Source organism: Micromonospora sp. NBC_01740 (assembly GCF_035920365.1).
Taxonomy (GTDB): Bacteria; Actinomycetota; Actinomycetes; order Mycobacteriales; family Micromonosporaceae; genus Micromonospora; species Micromonospora reichwaldensis.
This window is the reverse complement of sequence record NZ_CP109150.1, coordinates 5,714,503-5,733,111: the sequence shown is the minus strand read 5'-3', so window position 1 is coordinate 5,733,111 and position 18,609 is coordinate 5,714,503. Positions and strand designations below refer to the sequence as shown.

18 protein-coding genes are annotated in these 18,609 nt (G+C 74.7%); 6 read left to right on the top strand and 12 right to left on the bottom strand.

The annotated features are described in order from the left end of the window. Positions 1-227: 227 nt before the first annotated feature. Positions 228-1,769, bottom strand: coding sequence for a chitinase (locus tag OG989_RS25375; RefSeq protein ID WP_425855907.1), 1,542 nt, complete (start codon positions 1,767-1,769; stop codon positions 228-230). 288 nt (positions 1,770-2,057) lie between these two features. Next, positions 2,058-2,843: an RNA ligase family protein gene (locus OG989_RS25370; RefSeq protein ID WP_327028704.1), complete on the bottom strand. Its 786-nt coding sequence runs from the start codon at positions 2,841-2,843 to the stop codon at positions 2,058-2,060. 166 nt (positions 2,844-3,009) lie between these two features. Between OG989_RS25370 and OG989_RS25365 the strand changes: the two genes are divergently transcribed. Next, positions 3,010-3,435, top strand: coding sequence for a type II toxin-antitoxin system Phd/YefM family antitoxin (locus OG989_RS25365; RefSeq protein WP_151452949.1), 426 nt, complete (start codon positions 3,010-3,012; stop codon positions 3,433-3,435). 183 nt (positions 3,436-3,618) lie between these two features. On the opposite strand, the gene OG989_RS25360 is transcribed toward OG989_RS25365, so the two are convergent. The 4 genes from OG989_RS25360 to OG989_RS25345 are packed head-to-tail and all read right to left on the bottom strand — an operon-like array spanning position 3,619 to position 6,699. Continuing rightward, positions 3,619-4,683, bottom strand: a complete 1,065-nt coding sequence (locus OG989_RS25360; RefSeq protein WP_327028703.1) for an ABC transporter ATP-binding protein — start codon at positions 4,681-4,683, stop codon at positions 3,619-3,621. Beyond that, entirely contained in the window at positions 4,680-5,495 is an 816-nt protein-coding gene (locus tag OG989_RS25355; protein ID WP_151452947.1) for an ABC transporter permease, read from the bottom strand. The genes OG989_RS25360 and OG989_RS25355 overlap by 4 nt, the downstream gene beginning before the upstream one ends. Then, complete coding sequence (modA, locus tag OG989_RS25350; RefSeq protein WP_327028702.1) at positions 5,492-6,277, bottom strand: molybdate ABC transporter substrate-binding protein; 786 nt, start codon at positions 6,275-6,277, stop codon at positions 5,492-5,494. The genes OG989_RS25355 and modA overlap by 4 nt, the downstream gene beginning before the upstream one ends. After that, entirely contained in the window at positions 6,274-6,699 is a 426-nt protein-coding gene (locus OG989_RS25345) for a TOBE domain-containing protein (RefSeq protein WP_132234886.1), read from the bottom strand. Before OG989_RS25345 ends, modA begins: the two co-directional genes overlap by 4 nt. A gap of 197 nt (positions 6,700-6,896) precedes the next feature. Here OG989_RS25345 and OG989_RS25340 point away from each other — a divergent pair, with 197 nt between their 5' ends. Then, positions 6,897-8,030 carry a transporter substrate-binding domain-containing protein gene (locus tag OG989_RS25340; protein ID WP_327028701.1) on the top strand — a complete coding sequence of 378 codons (1,134 nt, stop codon included), beginning with the start codon at positions 6,897-6,899 and terminating at the stop codon, positions 8,028-8,030. Further along, complete coding sequence (locus tag OG989_RS25335) at positions 7,922-9,061, top strand: hypothetical protein (RefSeq protein ID WP_327028700.1); 1,140 nt, start codon at positions 7,922-7,924, stop codon at positions 9,059-9,061. Before OG989_RS25340 ends, OG989_RS25335 begins: the two co-directional genes overlap by 109 nt. Positions 9,062-9,122: 61 nt before the next feature. Here the strand turns inward: OG989_RS25335 and OG989_RS25330 are convergent, their stop codons facing one another. After that, positions 9,123-9,515, bottom strand: a complete 393-nt coding sequence (locus OG989_RS25330) for an SCO5389 family protein (protein ID WP_327028699.1) — start codon at positions 9,513-9,515, stop codon at positions 9,123-9,125. Positions 9,516-9,749: 234 nt separating this feature from the next. Then, positions 9,750-10,244, bottom strand: coding sequence for an SsrA-binding protein SmpB (gene smpB, locus OG989_RS25325; protein ID WP_132234882.1), 495 nt, complete (start codon positions 10,242-10,244; stop codon positions 9,750-9,752). A 113-nt stretch (positions 10,245-10,357) separates the two neighbouring features. Between smpB and OG989_RS25320 the strand changes: the two genes are divergently transcribed. Next, on the top strand, positions 10,358-10,897 hold the full coding sequence (locus OG989_RS25320; protein WP_151452942.1) for an RNA 2'-phosphotransferase: 540 nt from the start codon (positions 10,358-10,360) through the stop codon (positions 10,895-10,897). Between the two features lie 7 nt (positions 10,898-10,904). Here OG989_RS25320 and OG989_RS25315 read toward each other — a convergent pair whose 3' ends face one another. From OG989_RS25315 to OG989_RS25300, 4 genes are all read right to left on the bottom strand, one after another. After that, positions 10,905-11,417, bottom strand: a complete 513-nt coding sequence (locus OG989_RS25315) for an NUDIX domain-containing protein (RefSeq protein ID WP_151452941.1) — start codon at positions 11,415-11,417, stop codon at positions 10,905-10,907. 76 nt (positions 11,418-11,493) lie between these two features. After that, positions 11,494-12,054: an NADAR family protein gene (locus OG989_RS25310; protein ID WP_327028698.1), complete on the bottom strand. Its 561-nt coding sequence runs from the start codon at positions 12,052-12,054 to the stop codon at positions 11,494-11,496. 166 nt (positions 12,055-12,220) lie between these two features. Further along, positions 12,221-12,862 (bottom strand): SRPBCC family protein, encoded by a 642-nt coding sequence (locus tag OG989_RS25305; protein WP_327028697.1) that lies wholly within the window; start codon positions 12,860-12,862, stop codon positions 12,221-12,223. Then, complete coding sequence (locus OG989_RS25300; RefSeq protein ID WP_132234872.1) at positions 12,859-13,239, bottom strand: ArsR/SmtB family transcription factor; 381 nt, start codon at positions 13,237-13,239, stop codon at positions 12,859-12,861. Before OG989_RS25300 ends, OG989_RS25305 begins: the two co-directional genes overlap by 4 nt. 188 nt (positions 13,240-13,427) lie before the next feature. Between OG989_RS25300 and OG989_RS25295 the strand changes: the two genes are divergently transcribed. After that, positions 13,428-14,660, top strand: coding sequence for a TIR-like protein FxsC (locus tag OG989_RS25295; RefSeq protein ID WP_327028696.1), 1,233 nt, complete (start codon positions 13,428-13,430; stop codon positions 14,658-14,660). Between the two features lie 16 nt (positions 14,661-14,676). Next, entirely contained in the window at positions 14,677-18,588 is a 3,912-nt protein-coding gene (gene fxsT, locus OG989_RS25290) for an FxSxx-COOH system tetratricopeptide repeat protein (RefSeq protein WP_327028695.1), read from the top strand. Positions 18,589-18,609 lie beyond the last annotated feature (21 nt).

Here is an 18,609-nt window from a genome sequence, read left to right as displayed (position 1 = left end):
CGATGCCGCAGCGCCCGCCCGGGGGGCGGCCCGGCGGTCCGGCCCCGATGTGCGGGACGTACCACCGGGGACGACCTGTGTCGGGCGGCCAGTGCGGCCCGTCGCCCCGCGAGGGCAGCGTGGACCGGGCCGGCCCCCGGCGCAACCGGATTGGGGGCGGCAGGCAACCGCCGGAGTCGGTGGCCGTGCCGCCGCCCGGGCCGGGTGACCCGGGCGGCGGCACCGGCTCAGGGCAGCGACCGCAGGAACGGGCCGTGGCTCAGGCGGAACTCCCAGGCGTAGAACCGGTCCCAGTTGATCGACCAGGTCATCAGGCCCCGGAGGGCGGGGTTGGTGCCGCTGCGGGGGGTGTACGGGCCGCAGCCCTGCCCCTTCACCAGGCAGGTCACCGCGGCCTGCACCCCGGCCGGGGCGAGGTAGCCGTTGCCGGCGCTGGGGGAGGAGGGGGCGCCGAAGGCCACCTGGTCCTCACGCAGCGGCGGGAAGACGCGGTCGGCGTTGCCGGCGACGGGGAAGCCGGCGAGCAGCATGTCGGTCATCGCGATGTGGAAGTCCGCGCTGCCCATGGTGTGGTACTGGTTGTCGAGCCCCATGATCGGCCCCGAGTTGTAGTCCTGCACGTGCAGCACGGTGATGTCGTTGCGCAGCGCGTGGATCACCGGCAGGTACGACCCGGCGCGCGGGTCCTGCCCGCCCCACGGGCCCGAACCGTAGTACTGGTAGCCGAGCTGGACGAAGAACGTCTCCGGCGCCATCGTGAGCACGAAGCCCGCCCCGTACCGCTGCTTGAGGGTGCGGATCGCGGAGATCAGGTTGACGATCACCGGCGTGGTCGGGTTGCGGAAGTCGGTGTCCCCGGTGTTCAGGTAGAGCGAGTGGCCCTCGAAGTCGATGTCGAGCCCGTTGAGGCCGTACCGGTCGATGATGGCCGCCACCGACCGGACGAAGGTGTCCCGGGCGGCGGTCGTGGTGAGCTGGACCTGGCCGTTCTGCCCGCCGATGGAGAGCAGCACCTTCTTGCCCTGTGCCTGCTTGGCGCGGATCGCGGCGATGAACTCGGCCTCGGTCTCGACGCCCGGGCACTCGGCCGCCGGGCAGAGCTGGAACCGGATGTCGCCCGAGGTGACCGTGGTGGGTTCGCCGAAGGCGAGGTTGATGATGTCCCAGTCGGCGGGCACGTCGGCCATCCGCAGGTAGCCCGAGCCGTTGGCGAAGCTGGCGTGCAGGTAGCCGATCAGCGCGTGCCGGGGCAGCCCACCCGTCGGCGGCGGCGTGGTCGGTGGCGGTGTGGTCGGCGGAGGCGTGGTGGGCGGTGGGGTGGTCGGCGGCGCCGTGGTCGGCGGAGCGGTCGTGGGCGGTGCCGTGGTCGGCGGGGTGGTGGGCGTGCCGCCCGAGCAGGGTGCGCCGTTGAGCGTGCAGTTGGTGGGGGAACCGGAGCCGGTGGCCAGGAAGCCGAACGACACCGAGGCGCCGGGGGCCACGGTGCCGTTCCAGGAGCGGTTGGTGAAGGTGTGCCGCTGGCCGACGCTGCTGACGGTGGCGTCCCAGTAGGAGCCGAGCGTGGTGCCCGCGGGCAGGGTGAAGGCCACCTGCCAGCCGGTGATGGTGGCCGGGCCGCCGTTGGTGACGGTGTAGCGGCCCTCCCATCCGGTGCCCCAGTCGGCGGTCTTGACGAAGGTGGCGGTCGGGCCGGCGGCCTGGGCCGGCGCGGCGAGGGTCAGCGTGGTGGCGGTGACGGTGGCGAGGGCCGCGACGGCGGCCAGCAGCAGGTTTCGGGCAGGGCGACGCATCCGGACCTCCCGGGTACGAGGGCCGTCGGATCGACGGATGCACAATTATTAGGATTGTTAACTGTAATTGTCCAGGCGTTCGGGCCGGACTTCCCCGTCGCGTCCCGGCGCCCGTGACGCCGGGTGGCGGGTCGGTGCCTGATCGTCGACGCCCCCGCCGCCCGCCCGCCCGTCCGCCGCCCGCCCGTCCGCCGCCCGCCCGTCCGCCGCCCGCCCGTTCGGGCGCGCCCGACCGGCGCGCCCGACCGGCGCGCCGCCGAACCGTCGTCAGCGCCTGGCCTCGCGACGCTTCAGGGTGCGCTCGTAGTCCTGGAACCGCGCCTTGGCGATGGCCGAGCGGTCCGCCGCGCGGAGCACCAGGCCCTCGGACCGGCCGGCCGGACCGTCCAGGGCCACCAGGGTCCGGGGCAGGTACGCGGTCAGGAACGTGTGCGTCCCGTCGATGTCGCGGGGCAGCTCCTCGGCGGGGATGGTGGCCAGCCGGGGCACCGTCGGCAGGCCCAGCGATTCGGCCCGCCCGACGAGGTCGGCCTCCCCGAGGAACCGCTGGCCGCCGCCGTCGCGCCAGGCCGAGATCCGCTGCGTCGGCCAGTCGAGCATCGGCGCGGGGTCGTCCAGCACGGCCACGTCGAAGAGCCGGTGTCCGACCCGGCGCTCGGCCGTGTAGTGCCGGGAGGCGGCGGTGACCTTGCCGCCGTACACCTCCAGGTAGAAGACCGTGATCCGGTCCTCCGCCGCCGCGACCGTCAGCCGCTCGGCCACGTCGCGCAGGGCGTCCACGATGCCCAGCGCGGGGTTGCCGATCAGGTCGCCGCGCGCGTACAGCAGTTCCTCGCGGCTGCCGATCAGGTACGCGCCGCCGGGCAGCACGACGATCCGGGCGTTCGTTCCGTCGACCTTCTCGGTGAGGGTGACCGGCCCGGTGAACGCCACGCACTCCGCCAGCAGCCCGCCGTCGCGGTTGTCCAGGGCGTGGTAGGTGGGGATCGACGGGTACTTGGTCAGCGAGTTGATCGTCCGCAGGTCGACCGTCCGGACGTCGAGGCGGGACACGGCAGCTCCTTCACGTGGCGGGGTGCGCCGCGCCGGTTCGCGGTGCGGCATCGGGCCGGCAGCGTATCCGCCGCGAGGGCCCCGGCTCGCGCCAGTTTCCGGTCCGCGTGTCCACCCTGGACCGTCGGCGTGCGGAAATGTCGTACCCGGGCGCGACCATCCATCCATGGCTGTCCCCGCTCTCACCCCGCACACCGACCAGCCGCGCTCGGTGCCGCTTCGCGAGGCGCGCACCCGGCTCACCCAGCTCGTCGCGCTGGCCGAGTTGACCGACACCGTCACCGTCGTCACCCGCGACGGCGATCCCCGCCCGGTGGCCGCGATCGTCCCGGCGGCCGCCGCCCGCAGCGCCGCCCAGGCGCGTGCTGACGGGGACCGCCTCGCCGCCGTCACCGCCGGCTGGGCCCGGCGCCTCGACGAGGCGCACCGGCGCAGCGCCCACCGGCACGCCGCCGAGCTGCGCGCGGTCACCGCCGCCCTCGCCGAGGTCTGGGCCGAACTCGACCGCCGGGTCACCCCGGGCAGCGACCCCGGTCTCGCCCGGCTCCGGGCCGCCCACGCCGACCTACTGGCCGCCGACCCCGCCGCCTGACCCACCCGGGGTCCGCGCCGCGTCCGGCGTCGCTCGCGTCCGCGCCGTCCCGGGCTCCGCGCCACCCCCGGGCTCAGTGCCGCGCGGTTGCCTGGCCGGGATCCGGTGTGCCGCCGTCGACCGCGCCCCGACGCCGCCGAGGGCAGCGCTCGCGCGTGCCGCCGGCCCTGGGGCCGCAGGGCGTCAGCCGGCGGGGTACGCGTGGGTCTGCGCCGCCTTCACCGCGGCCCAGACCGGCTGGCCGGGGGCCAGCCGCAGCTGCGCGGCGGCGGACGGCGTGACGTCCGCCGACACCCCGATCGGCCCGTCGAGCTGCACCCGCAGGTCGTCGCCGTGCCGCTGCACGCCGGCCACCGTCGCCGCCCAGGTGTTGCGCGGGCTGCCCTCGGGGCGCGACGGGTGCAGGGCCACCGCCGAGGGCCGGAAGGCGACGAAGACCTCCCCGTCGAGCCGGTCGGCGACGGTGAGGGTCAGCCCGTCGGCGACCCGGACCCGGTGCCCGTCGGCGTGGCCCCGGTGCAGGTTCAGCCCGACGAGCCGGGCCACGTAGTCGGTGCGTGGCCGCGCCGTGACGGTGGCGGCGTCCCCCTCCTGCACCACCCGGCCCTCCTCGACGACCACGAGCCGGTCGGCCAGCACCAACGCGTCCAGCGGATCGTGGGTGACCAGCAGGGTGGCACCCGGGTGCGCGGCGAGGTGCCGGTGCAGCTCGGCCCGGGTGTCCAGCCGGGTGCGGGCGTCGAGCGCGGCGAGCGGCTCGTCCAGCAGCAGCAGCGCCGGCTCGACGGCGAGCGCGCGGGCCAGCGCGACCCGCTGCGCCTGCCCGCCGGAGAGCTGCCGGGGACGGCGGTCGGCGTGCTCGGCCAGGCCGACCCGCGCGAGCCAGTCGTGGGCGGTCCGGCGGGCGGTACGCCGGTCGGCGCCGTGCCGCCGGGGCCCGAACGCCACGTTCTCCAGCGCGCTCAGGTGCGGGAAGAGCAGGTAGTCCTGGAAGACCACGCCGATCGGCCGGCGTTCGGTCGGCGTCCAGGCGCGGCGCTGCGGCCGGTCCAGGTCGACGCCGTCGAGGGTGAGGTGCCCGGCGGTCAGCGGGAGCAGGCCGGCGAGCGCGCGCAGCGCGGTGGTCTTGCCCGCCCCGTTGGGGCCGAGCAGCGCGACCACCTCGCCGGCGGCGACGCGCAGCGGCACGTCGAGGCGGAAGGCGTCCCGCTGCACCACGAGGTGCGCGTCGAGCAGGGGCGCGCTCACGGGCTGGTGATCCAGCGGTCGCGCAGCCCGGCGAGGATGGCCACCGAGACCGTGAGCAGCACGAGGCTGAGCACCACGGCGGCCTGCACGTCCGTCTCCAGCGCCAGGTAGACGGCCAGCGGCATGGTCTGCGTACGCCCCGGATAGTTGCCGGCGAAGGTGATGGTGGCGCCGAACTCGCCGAGCGCCCGGGCCCAGCACAGCACCGCCCCGGCCGCCAGGCCGGGCGCCACCAGGGGCAGGGTGACGTGGGTGAACGTCGTCCAGCGGCCCGCCCCGAGGGTCGCCGCCGCCTCCTCGTACCGGCCGTCGGCGCCGCGCAGCGCCCCCTCCACGGCGATCACCAGGAACGGCATCGCCACGAACGCCTCCGCCAGCACCACGCCGGCGGTGGTGAACGGCAGGGTGATCCCGAAGGTCGCGTCGAGCCAGCCGCCGAGCAGGCCACGCCGGCCGAAGACCAGCAGCAGCGCCACCCCGCCGACGACGGGTGGCAGCACCAGCGGCACGGTGACGAGGGCGCGCACCAGGCGCCGGCCGGGAAACTCGACGCGGGCCAGCAGCCAGGCCAGCGGCACCCCGAGCAGCAGGCAGAGCAGCGTGGCCAGCGTGGCGGACAGCAGGGACAGCCGCAGCGCGGTGAGCACGCCCGGCGCGGCGAGCCGCTGCGGCAGGTCGGCCCACGGCGTACGGGCCACCAGCCCGACCAGCGGCAGGACGAGGAAGACCAGGCCCAGCACGGCCGGCAGCAGCAGCGCGACGGGTACCCCGGGGCCCCGCCGGCGCAGGCGCCCGCCGTGGGTACGCGTCACGGGGCCTGGAACCCGGCCCCGGTGAGCACCGCGCGCCCCCGCTCCGAGCGGACGTACGCGACGAAGGCCCGCGCGCCGTCGGGGTTGGGCGCGTCCCGCAGCGCGACGATCGGGTAGTCGTTGACGGCGCGGGCGGACTCAGGGAACTCGACGGCCGTCACGTCGGCCGTGGCGGCCAGGGCGTCCGTGCGGTAGACGATGGCCGCGTCGACCTCGCCGAGCCGCACCTTGGACAGCGCGCCCCGCACGTCCTGCTCCAGGGTGACCGGGGTGAGCGCGACCGAGGCGGCGTCGAGCGCCGTCCGCGCCGCCACCCCACAGGGCACCTGCTCCGCGCAGAGCGCCACCTTCACGCCCGGCCGGGCCAGGTCGGCCAGCCCGGCGACGCCCTGCGGGTTGCCCCTCGGCACGGCGACGACGAGCTGGTTGCGGACGAAGACCACCGGATCGCCGTCGGCGTTGCCGGCCTCGGCGACGGTGGTCATGTTGCGCGTCGCCGCCGAGGCGAACACGTCGGCCGGGGCGCCCTGGTTGATCTGGGCGGCCAGCGCGGCGCTGCCGGCGAAGTTGAGGACCACGGTCGTGCCCGGGTGGGCCGCCTCGAAGTCCCGGCCGATCCGGGTGAACGACTCGGTCAGCGAGGCCGCGGCGAACACGGTCACCGTGCCGTCCGTCGACCCGCCACCGGCGGTGGTGCCCGCGCCGCACCCGGCCAGGGCCACCAGGGCGGTGATCACCGCCGCCACCACCGCGACCGTCCGCGAGCGCCCCGCCGCTCTCACGACCCCTGCCTCCCCCGGGAGGCCCCGGACGGGGAGGCGCGTTCCACCACCACCGTGGTCGACTTGATCACCGCGACGGCCAGCGAGCCGACGCGCAGGTCCAGCTCGTCGACCGCCTCCCGGCTCATCAGCGAGACGATCCGGAACGGCCCGGCCTGGATGTCGACCTGCGCCATCACCGTGTCCTTGACGACGTTGACCACGATGCCGCGCAGCCGGTTGCGGGCCGAGGAGGCGTCCGACCGGTCGTCCGGCTCGGCGGCCTGCCCCCGGGCGAACGCGGCCAGCTCGACCCCGTCGATGACACGGTGCCCGTGCTCGTCGCGGCCGGCGGCCAGCCGCCCGGCGTCGACCCACCGGCGCACGGTGTCGGCGCTGACGCCGAGCAGTTCGGCGGCCTCCCCGATGCGGAACGTCGTCACCGGCCCAGCCTAGCGGCCGGCAGATGCGAGGAGAAGGGCGGGCAGCTCGTCGCGGATGCGGCCCGGAAGAGCCCATTTTCCTCGTGTCCGCGGCTGGCGCAGCCGCGACACGACCGACTGTCCGGATGCTGTCGTGACCTGGTGGGATGGACCACAATGGAGGGCTCGGGCGGGGGACGGCGACCGGGAGGGCCGAGTTGGGTCAGGACGACGAGGGCAGCGGCAACCCACCGGCGCCGGAATCCGTGGAGGCCGCCACCGCGCGCCGGTCGAGGTCCCGGCAGGTGCGCCTGGCGGCCCTGCTGCTCCTGCTGGTGGTGATCGTGGCGGCCACGGTACGGGTGATCGTGGCGACCGGCCCGCCCACCTGGGACGAGCTGCGCGAGCGGGCGGGGCTGACCAACCGGGACAGGCTGGTCATCGGGGTCAAGGACGACCAACCGGGCGTGGCGCAGAAGCTGGAGAACGGCGCGTTCGAGGGCTTCGACATCGAGATCGCGTACATGATCGCCGAGGACCTGGGGTTCGACGCCCCGGAGGTGACGCTGCTGGCGATCGAGAGCGAGGACCGGGCCCGCCGGCAGGCGCGCGACGCCAGCGGCAGCTTCGTCACCGTCGATTTGGTGGTCGCCTCCTACAGCATCACCGAGCAGCGCCAGGGGCAGGGCGTGGTCTTCTCCTTCCCCTACCTGGAGACGGAGCAGTCGGTGGTGACGCTCGCGTCCGACAGCCGCAAGGTCGCCAGCCTGCGCGACCTCGACCGGGCGAAGGTCTGCACGCTGGGCACGTCCACCTCGGAGCGGCGCCTGCGGGACGCGGGCGCGAGCCCGATCGGCCGCAACCGGATCAGCGAGTGCATCCAGGCGCTCTACGACGGTGATGTCGACGCGGTCACCACCGACGCGGCGATCCTGGCCGGCTTCGTGGGCCCCCGCCCGCCGGGCGAGCTGCCGCCGGCGGTGAAGCTGCGAGGGCGCCAGGAGTTGCAGCACTGGGACATCGGCGAGGAGGCGGCGGAGAAGTGGGGCGTGAACACCGGCCCCAATCCGGCGATGCGGGACCTGGTCAACCTCTCCCTGCAGCAGTCGGCGGAGGGGCCCGACGGCTACCGGTGGAAGGCGGCGTTCGACCGGTACCTGGCCTCGGAGCAGCAGTACAGCAACCTGCAGCAGGTGGCGGTCGGCCGGCAGCCGGAGCCCGAGGAGAAGGTGGAGGTGCGGCAGTGGCCGTGGGAGAGATGGGCCCTGCCGTCTCCGAGTCGGCCGCGATCGGGCGCGCCGACCGTCGCCCGGGCACCAAGCAGGCGCAACAGGCGCAGCAGTGGCTGCTGACGCTGCTGCCCGCGTTCCCGGTGCTGCTGCTGGTGCTGCGGCTCTGGCGGCTCAGCCGGCAGGACATGCCGACGATGCTGCTGCTGGTGCAGTACGTCAGCCCGCTCGGGCTGCTCAGCGCCCTGCTGATCGCGCTGGTGTGGGCGTTCCCGCTGGTGGTGCTGGTGCTGACCGTCCTCGGCCGGCTGCTCCAGGTCAGCGCGCCTGACCGGTTCGACCCGGATCGCTCGCTGCTCGCCTACGGCACCGTGCGTACCCCCGGTTGGGTGCTGGTGGCGGCGACCGCGCTGGCGGCGCTCACCTGGCAGTTGCGGTTCCTGCCGCTGCTGATGATGCTCGCCCTCTGGCTGCTGGCGCTGCGGACCCGGCTCCGCTACCCGGACCGACCCCGCCTGCTCCTGGTCGCCACCCTGGTGCTGCCGGTCGTGGCGGCGACCGCGAGCTACGCCTGGCTGGCGCCCGCCGTGCCGGCCGCGATCAGCGACGGCGAACTGGCCACGGCCCTGCTGCTGGTCGTGCCCCCGCTGGGAGCCGTGGTGCTCACCGGCCCGGTGCCGCGCCCGGTCGCCCCGGCGCTGACCCACAGCCTCGCCTACGCGGTGGCGGCGGTGCTGCCGCTGGTGACGGGGGTGGTCTTCCTGCGGGTGCCGCTGCTGCCCGCGGTCGCCGTCGAGGTCGGCCCGGAGGCGGGCCCGGTGCGGGAGGTGGTACGCGGCCAGGCGGTCACGGTGACCGACCGGATGACGATCGTGCTCGACGGGCGGGGCGAGGTGCGCTTCCTGCCCAACGACCAGGTACGCGGGCAGCTTCTCTGCCCCGACCCGGGGCGGATCCCGGTCACCCGCGTGGACGTGTACGGCTGGCACGTGGAGGAGACGGCGCTGGACTGGATGATCCCCCGGCAACCGGTGGGGCGGGCGGACCCGCGCTGCCTGGGCCGGGTGCCGGCAGGGGAGCCCGCCGAACCGTCCGCGCCGCCGTCGCCCGGGCCTGCCGGGTCGTCCGCGCCTCCGCCCGCCGTCCCCGGCTGACGGCCGGCGGGCGGGGCGGGCCCTCGACGCCCCGTCCCGCCCGCCGGCCGCATCCGTCGGGTCAGCAGTTGCGCAGCTCGGGGGACTGGTTGAGCAGCTGGCCCCGGGCGGAGACGAACCGCCGGTACGCGTCGGAGTCGACCGCCACCGGGCGGAACGCGGCGACCCGGTGGCAGTTCTGGAAGGCGAGCTTGACGTGGAAGTGCCGCTCCAGGCCGGCGCGGATGGCGTCGCTGGCGAGCGCCCGCAGCAACTGGCCGCGTTCGGCCTCGGTGGGCGGCGGGACGACGTTGTCGGCGTGGTCCGCGCCGGTGGACGCGAGTTCGGCGGCCACCCGGCTGACGGTCTGCCAGGCGTACGGCAGCGAGTCGCGGACGCAGGCGACGAACTCGGCGTCGTCGACGGGGCCGCGCTCGGCGGCGTCGAGCAGGGCGGGCGGGACGGTGAGAGACATGCTTCTCCTCCGGTTCACTGGTAATGACTACGGTTTTCATTACCGTGGCCGAGTGAGCACACCACGATGCGGACGGCGCGTCAACGACCGTCCGGCGTGCCGCGTCGACCCACCGTGACGGCGGTGGCACGCGGCGAACGACGACGGGCCGGACCGGCGCCACCGGCGGGTGACGGAGACGGCCGACGCGTCGGTCGGTCCGTGGCCGGCGTGCGGGGGAGGCGACGGGAGCGGTCAGCCCCGTCGCGCGGTGCGGCCCTTGAGGTGGCGGCCCAGTTCCCGGGCGATCTCCCGCTCGGCGTCGCGTTCGGCGAGCGCCTGCCGCTTGTCGTACGACTTCCTGCCCTTGGCCAGGGCCAGCTCGACCTTCGCCCAGCCGCCCGAGAAGTACATCGACAGGGGCACCAGGGTCAGGCCGCCCTCGCGGGTCCGTTCCAGGATCCGGGCGATCTCCACCCGGCGCAGCAGCAGCTTGCGGGTGCGCCGGGGCGCGTGGTTGGTCCAGCTGCCGAAGCCGTACTCGGCGATGTGCAGCCCGTAGAGCATCAGCTCGCCGTCACGCTCCTGGGCGAAGGCGTCGACCAGCGACGCCCGACCCTCGCGCAGCGACTTGACCTCGGTGCCGGCCAGCACGATGCCCGCCTCGTAGGTCTTGAGGATCGAGTAGTCGTGCCGCGCCTTCTTGTTGGAGGCGATCAGCCTGCGCTCGTTCTGCCGGGCCGCGTTCACCCGGCCGAGGATATCGGCTGCCGGCCAGGGCTGGCCGGCCCGGCGCCGATGCGGTGGCCGGGTCCGGCCGAATCCGATGGCGCCGGCGGTGCCCGGCGGGGGAGACTCCGCCAATGGATCATCGGGCGATGGTGCGGCTGAGCAAGCGGATGTCCCTGGCGTTGCGGCACGAGCCCGCCCGGTTCGGCCTCGCGCCCGACCGGGGCGGCTGGGTGTCGGTCGACGACCTGCTCGCCGCGCTCGGGATCGACCGCGCCGACCTGGACGCCGTGGTGGCCGGCAACGACAAGCAGCGTTTCGCCGTGGAACGCGGTGCCGACGGCGTCGAGCGGATCCGGGCCAACCAGGGGCACTCGATCCCGGTCGACCTGGAGCTGGCGCCCAGCCCGCCGCCGGCGCGGCTCTACCACGGCACCAGCCGCGTCGCGCTCGACTCGATCCGGGCCAGCGGCCTGCACCGGGCCGGCCGGCACCACGTCCACCTGTCGCCGGACCTGGCGACCGCCCGACGGGTCGGTGCCCGCCGGCCGGGCGAGCTGGTGGTGCTGACCGTGGACGCGGCGGCGATGGCCCGCGACGGGCACGCCTTCTATCGCAGCGCCAACGGCGTCTGGCTCACCGACGCGGTGCCCGCCCGGTACCTGGCCGACTGAGCGGGGCTCAGCCCGCGCGCCGGGCGAGGAATTCGGCGAGCACCCGGGTGTGGGTGGAGAAGGCCAGCTCCGTCGGCTCGGTGAGCACCAGCCACTCGGTGGCCTCCTCGGTCGGCGCCGACGGCGGCAGCGCCTCGGCCCGCCGCTCGGGCAGCTCGCCGAAGACCATGATCGTGCCGCCGGCCGGGGCGCCGTGCACCGCGAGGAGCCGGGCGTCGGCGGCGTCGGCACGCAGGCCGGTCTCCTCCCACAACTCCCGGACCAGCGCCTCCTGCCACTCCTCGCCGTACTCGATGAAGCCACCCGGCAGCGCGAGCTGGCCGCGGGCGGGCTCGATGTCGCGGCGGACGGCCACCACCCCGAGGCCCCGGGCCGTGCGGACCGGCAGCACCGCCACCGCGACGGGCAGCGGGTTGCGCCAGACCGTCCCGCCGCAGGCCGCGCAGACCCGCGGCCAACCGGCCGCCGGCGGATAGGCGGCGCCGCAGAAGGAGCAGTGGGAGTACGCCACGGCGGTCATGCCGCAGCACGTTACCCGGCGCACCGGTGGCCGCCGCGACCTGCCGCCCGGGGCGTGCGGCGGCGGCTCCCGGCGGTCACGGGCGGCCCGCGCGAAGTGCGTCCCGGGCCGCCATGAGGGCGAAGCCGAGCAGGTTCGCGCCCTGCCAGCGCGCCGGATCGTCCGCGCGCGGGTTGTCGGCGGCCAGGCCGATGCCCCAGACGCGGTCGAGCGGGCTGGCCTCCACGAGCACCCGTTCGCCGGTGCCGAGCAGGTACGCCCGCAGGTCGTCGTGCTGGTCGAACTTGGCGACGCTGCCCGCCACCACGATGTCGAAGCGCCGGGCCTCCCAGGTCGCCTGGTCGAAGCCCCGCACCTCGCGGCCGAGCGACTTGGCGCGTTGGGGGTGCCCGGCCGCCAGGATCCGGTCGGCGACCGCCGCGTCGCCGAACAGCATCGCCTTGTGCCACATCATCCAGTGCTCGGCGGTGGCGTACGTCCGCTCGCCGTCGGTGAACGGGGCCGGCCACCACTGGCTCAGGCAGCCGGGCCCGACGCTGCCGTCACGCTGCGGTCGGTGACCCCAGAAGTGCAGGTAGCGGATCTTCTCGCCGGCGTTGACGGCGGCGACGAGCTCGGTGACGGATCGCGGCGACATGGCGGCGAGTCTGCCCGAGGGGTCCGACGGAACGCGCGCGCTTTTCCGGCCGGCCGCCGGCGCGGGCGTCGGTGCCGCCGCGCCGCGCGGTCGGGTGCGCGGGGCGGGCGGTGCCGCCGCGCCGGGCGGTCGGGTGCACGGGCGGTCGCCGCGCCGGGCGGGGCGGTCAGGCCGGCGGCGCCCCGGTGTAGAAGGCCGTGGTGCGCTCCGCGGCGCCCCAGGCGGCCTCGGCGTCGGTGCCGTCGGCGACGCTCGCCTCGCCCCACCGCTCGCTGCTCGCCGTGACGAACCGCCGGCCCTGCTCGGACACCGACCAGGCCTCGCCCTCCTCCGGCGTGACCCCGCTGCCGTCGGCGGCCAGGTACGACGCCAGGCCGAGCAGCGCCAGGTCCCAGCCGACGCCGACCGCGCCCGGGCCGAACTGGTCCCAGCGCTCCTGGTCGACGTGCGCGACGTGCTCCAGCTCGAACCGCGTCCGGTCGTCCCCGACCGGCGTCAGCCGCACCTCGATCCAGCTCACCTCGCCGCCGAACTCCCAGGTGGCGGCGAAGGCCTTCGGCGGGTCGCAGCGCTCGATCGTGCCGCCGGCGTTGCCCTCCAGCTGGTAGCGGCCGTCCAGCCGCAGGTCACCGGAGATCGGCATGAACCAGCGGGGGATCCGTTCCGCGTTGGTGCAGGCGTCCCAGAGGTCCTCCAGCGGCGCGTCGTACGTCTGGCTGATGGTCATCACCCGGGCCTCGCCGGCCTCCAGCACCCGCCGGCCGAGCTGGCGGCGTACGGCGTTGATCTGCTCGGTCGCGTCGATCATCGGTCTCTCCCGTGGTCGGTCGTGTCGTCTGTCGTGGGCGGCTGCTCGCGCAGCCGCCGTTCGCGCTTGCCTCGGGCCAGCTCGGTGGCGAGGGCGTGCAGGGGCGGCGTCCAGAACCGGCGGAAGTTGTCGAGCCAGCGGTCGACCTCCCGCAGCGGCCGGGGATCGACCGCGTAGAGACGTCGGGTCCCCTCCGCCCGCACGGTGGCGAAGCCGTTGTCCCGCAGCACCTTCAGGTGCTGGGAGACGGCCGGCTGGGAGATCCCGAACTCCCGCCGGATCACGTCGCACAGCCCGCCGGCGGTCGTCTCGCCGTCGGTGAGCAGTTCGAGGATGCGGCGCCGCACCGGGTCACCGAGTACGTCGAAGGCGTGCACGGAACCCTTTATATCAGTCACCCCTTATTTAAGCGACCCATGATGGGTCGGCGTGTCGCCGACGCCGTCGCGGAAGCGTCGGGGATACGACTCTCCACGGGTCGGTGCGAAGATCCGCACGACGCTACCCTGGCATCGACGGACATATACTTTCCGTACGATCGTGGAACCCGTGAGCGGAGGCGGGCGTGCCACTCTTCTTCCTGAGCTACGCCCATGAGGACAACCGCAACGGCCAGGTGCAGGAGTTCTTCGGCGATCTCAGCGAGGCGGTGGCCCGGCTGGCCGGCGTGGGCTGGGACCAGGCGGGATTCGTCGACGGGCAGCTGCCGCTCGGCGCGACCTGGTCGCAGGAGCTGGCCGACGCCCTCGCCACCAGTTCCTGCCTGGTGGCGCTGACCTCCCCCCGCTACGTGGTCAGTGACTACTGCGGGCGCGAGTTCCGGGTCTTCGCCGACCGGGTCGACGCGCACGAGCGGGAGTTCCGTCGCCGTCCCCCCGCCGTGCTGCCGATCCGCTGGATCCCCTGCGACCGCGTGCCCGAGGCGCTGACCGGCTTCCAGCACAAGAACTTCCCGGCCGGCGCCGTGTACGCCCAGGACGGGCTGCTCACCCTCAAGCAGCGCCGCCGGCACCACGACGAATACCAGGACTTCGTCGACGCGCTGGCCAAGCACATCGTGCAGACCGACCGCGACCACCGCCTGCTCCGGCCCGCCCGACGGCCGGTGCTCGCCCAGGTCACCAGCGCCTTCGAGACCACCCGCCGGCGGCCGGCGCCCGGGTCGTCCGCCGCCCGGTCGCCCCGCTCGACAAGCGCCCGGCACGTCTGGTTCGTCCTGGCCGCCGGCAGCGCGGCGGAGCTGGCCGGCACCCGCAGCGGGGCGGAGGAGCGCTACGGCGCGCTGGCCCGGGACTGGCGGCCGTACCGCCCCGAGCTGGAGGCGCCGATCGGCAGCTACGCCGGGGCGGTCGCCACCACCAAGAGCTACGGCTGGACGGTCGAGGACGCCGTCGACCTCGCCGAGGTGCGGGAGTGGGCCCGGGCGCACAACCAGATCGTCGTGCTCGTCGTGGACGTCTGGTCGGCCGGCCTGCCGCGCTACGAGCTGAGCCTCGTCGGCTACGACCGCGACCCCGACACCACCACGCCGGTGCTGGTGCCCTGGACGGCCGCCGACGACGCGGCGGCCGACGGCAACCAGCGGCTGTGGGAGACCCTGGCGCGCGTCCTGTCGCACCACGTGGTGCGCAACGATCCCGCGATGTGGCGACCGGAGATCGCCACCGCCGGCCGCTTCCACGCCGAGCTGGAGGACGCGCTGGTCGTGGCCCAGAGCCGCATCTACCGTACGGGCACGGTCTACCAGGAGCCGCCGTCGGACGGCCCGGTGCGCCGCCCGATCCTCGAAGGTCCCTGATGGAGGCGGGCAGCCGATGGTGGTGAACGACGCGGCACGCGGGCAGATCGTCACGTTCTACTCGTACAAGGGCGGCACGGGACGCACGATGGCGCTGGCCAACGTGGCCTGGATCCTGGCCAGCCAGGGGCTCCAGGTGCTCGTGGTGGACTGGGACCTGGAGTCGCCCGGCCTGCACCGCTACTTCCATCCGTTCCTGCGCGACTCCGAGTTGCGCGCCACCCCCGGGGTCATCGAGATGATCTGGGATTACTCGATGGCTACGATGCAGCGCAATCCCGGCGACGACCCGCAGGAACTGCTCGCCGGGCACGCCAAGATCCAGCGGCGGGCGGTCTCGCTGAACTGGGACTTCCCGCACGGCGGCGTGATCGACTTCGTGGCGGCCGGCCAGCAGGACTCGGCGTACTCGCGGTTGGTGAGCACCTTCGACTGGTCGAACTTCTACGAACGCCAGGGCGGGGCGGCCTTCTTCGACGCGGTCCGCGCGCAGATGCGCGCCGAGTACGACATCGTGCTGATCGACAGCCGTACGGGCCTGAGCGACGTCGCCGGCATCTGCACCGTGCAACTGCCCGACACCGTCGTCAACTGCTTCACCATGTCGACGCAGAGCATCCGGGGCGCGTCGGCCGTGGCCCGCTCGATCCGCGCCCAGCGCCCGGACGACCCGCCGCTGCTGGTGCCCGTGCCGACCCGGGTGGAGGACGCCGAACTGCGTAAGCTGGAGACCGGCCGGGACCTGGTCCGGGCCGAGTTCGCGTCGTTCCTCGACCACCTCTCCGACGCCGCGCGGGCCCGCTACTGGAACACCATCGAGGTGCCCTACCGCGCGTTCTACGCCTACGAGGAGATCCTCGCCGCGTTCGGCGACCGTCCGGAGCAGGCGGGCACCCTGCTGGCGGCGTACGAGCAGCTCGCCTCGGTGGTGACCGGTGGCCGGGTCACCCGGCTGGAGCCGATGCCGGAGGAGGAACGGCGCCGCTCGCTGACCGCGTTCGAGCGGTCCCGGCTCACCGCCGAGCAGACCGTGCTGGTCGGCTACGCCTCGATGGACCGGCTCTGGGCGGAGTGGATCAGCGACCAGCTCGAGGAGGCCGGGCTGCGGGTGGACCGCCGCGCGGCCGACGTGCCGGTCCGCGCGGGTGGCCGCACCGAGTTCGACCGGGCGCTCGCCGCCGCCAGCCGGGTGCTGGTCGTGCTGACCCGGCACTTCGCGGCCACGCCGCTGGCGGGAGAGGCGTGGAAGGCCGCCGCCAGCCGGGACCAGGTCGCCGGCACCGGCGTGCTGGTGCCGCTGCGGGTCGACGAGTCCCGCCTCGCCCTGCCCTACACCGACCGCACCCCGGTCGACCTCAGCGACGTCGACGCCGGCACCGCCCGGACCCTGCTGCTCGAGGAGGTGGGCGCACCCGCGCACACGGTGACCGGGCGGGCGGTCGGCCGGTTCCCCGGCACGTTCCCGGCGGTGTGGAACGTGCGCCAGCACGGCACCACCTTCGTCGGCCGGGCGGCGCAGCTGGAGGCGCTGCGCGACCGGCTGACCGCCTCGCCCGCCTCCGGCGTGCAGGTGGTCCACGGCCTCGGCGGGGTCGGCAAGACCCAGCTCGCCGCCGAGTACGCGCTCCGCTTCGCCCGCGACTACGACGTGGTCTGGTGGATCCCCGCCGACAGCGAGGAACGGATCCGGGGCGGGCTGGCCGACCTCGCCGAGGCGATGGGGCTCGGCGCGGGCGGCGGTGGCGAGGCGGTCCGGCGGGTGCTCGACGCGCTGCGCCGGGGCGGCCCCGGCCGGCGCTGGCTGATCATCATGGACAACGCCGACGAGCCGTCACGGGCCACCCGGGCGCTGCTGCCGCAGGGCCCCGGGCACGTCCTGCTCACCACGCGCGACCAGACCTGGAGCGAGTACGCGGGCGCCACCGAGCTGACCGTCTTCGACCGGCTGGAGAGCGTCCAGCTGCTGCGCGACCGCGTCCGCGGCCTCACCGAGGAGGAGGCGACCCAGGTCGCGGAGAAGCTCGGCGACCTGCCGCTGGCGGTGGAACAGGGCGCGGCCTACCTGCGGGCCACGGCGCTGCCGGTGCAGCAGTACCTCGCCTCGCTGGACACCCCCGGCCTGCTGCGCATCCTGGAGGGCCGGCAGTCGGCCGGATACTCCAAGACGCTCGCCGCGACCTGGCTGGTGACCCTGCGCCAGCTGCGGCAGGAGAAGCCCGCCGCCGCGCGCCTGCTGGAGCTGTGCTCGTACTACGCGCCGGAGCCGATCCCGGTCGCGATGCTCACCGGCGAGCGGTTCGCCGTCTTCATGGCCCCGTTCGACCCCACCCTCACCGACCCGATCCTGCAGGGGCTGGTCACCGCCGAACTGGGCCGCTACGGCCTCGCCCAGGTCGACGCGGAGAACAACACCGTGCGCATCCACCGGCTGGTGCAGCTCGTCATCAAGGACCAGCTCGACGACCCCGCCGAGACCCGCCGCGAGGCCCAGTCGCTGCTCGCCGCCGCCAGCCCCCGCGATCCGGACAAGCCGGCCAACTGGCCGCGCTACGCCGAGCTGTGGCCGCACGTACGTCCCTCGGCGCTGCACGAGTCGACGGCCGAGGAGGCCCGCCAGCTCGTCGCCGACACGGTGCGTTACCTCTACCGGCGCGGGGACTACGAGTCTGCGCGCTCGCTGGCCGAGGACGCGTTGGACCGCTGGCGCGACACCGACGACGACGACCCCACCAAGCTGCGGATGCGGTTCCACCTGGCCAACGTGCTGCGCGCGCAGAGCCTCTTCGACCGGGCCTTCGAGATCGACCAGGACGTCTACGAGCGGCAGCGGCGGATCTTCGGTGAGCACCACCTCTACACCCTGATGACGGCCCGCAGCCTCGGGGCCGACCTGCGCGCCCAGGGCCGCTACCACGACGCCGAGCAGCGCGACCGGCGCACCCTGGAGCTGAGCGTCCGCAGCTTCGGCGAAGACAGCGGCCGTACGCTGACCGCCGAGAACAACCTCGCCGTCTCGCTGCGGCTCGTCGGCCACTTCCGGGAGGCGGCCCAGCTCGACCAGCACATCTACGAGCGGCGCCGGGAACGCTTCGGCGACGAGGACCCGTCCACCCTCGCCTCCGCCAGCAACTACGGCCGGGGGCTGCGCGACACCGGGGAGCTGTGGCGCTCGCACAGCGTCCTGCAACGCACCTCCGCCAACCAGCAGAAGATCATCGGCCCCGACCACCCGGAGACCCTGCGTACCGCCAAGGAGCTGGCGCTGACCCTGCGCCAGCTCGGCCGCTTCGCCGACGCGCACCGGGTGCTGGAGCGCACGGTGGTGCGCTACCAGCGCACCCTCGGCGGCGAGCACGCCGACACCCTCTCCTGCGAGATGGCGCTGGCGACCACCTGGTCGGCGGTGGGCGACAACCCGACCGCGCTGCGGATGGCGCGGCGGCTGCGCGACGCGTACACCGAGGTCCTCGGCGCCGACCACGCCATCACCCTGGCCTGCCTCAACAACCTCGGCGTGTTCCTGCGCAAGGGCGGCGAACACCCCCAGGCGCTCGACCTCGCCCAGCGGGTCCGCGACCAGCTTCTCGCCAGCCTCGGCGAGCGGCACCCGCACACCCTGCTCGCCACGCTCAACCTCGCCAACGACCTGTTCGCGCTCGGCGAGCGCGACGCCGCCCTGCTGCTGGACACCACCGCGTACGTCGAGCTGATCCGGGCCCTCGGCGCCGAGCACCCGGACAGCGTCTCGGCGGCGCTCAACCTCGCGGTCAGCAGGATCGCCACGGAGAGCGAGGCCGACGCCGGCCGCGCCCTCTACGACGACGCGTTCGGCCAGCTGGTGCAGCTGTTCGGTGGCGACAACCCGCGGGTGGTCCAGGCCCGCCAGCGCGACCGGTTCAACGGCTACATCGAGCCCGCCCTGCTCTGAGCGCCCGCCCTGCTCTGAGCG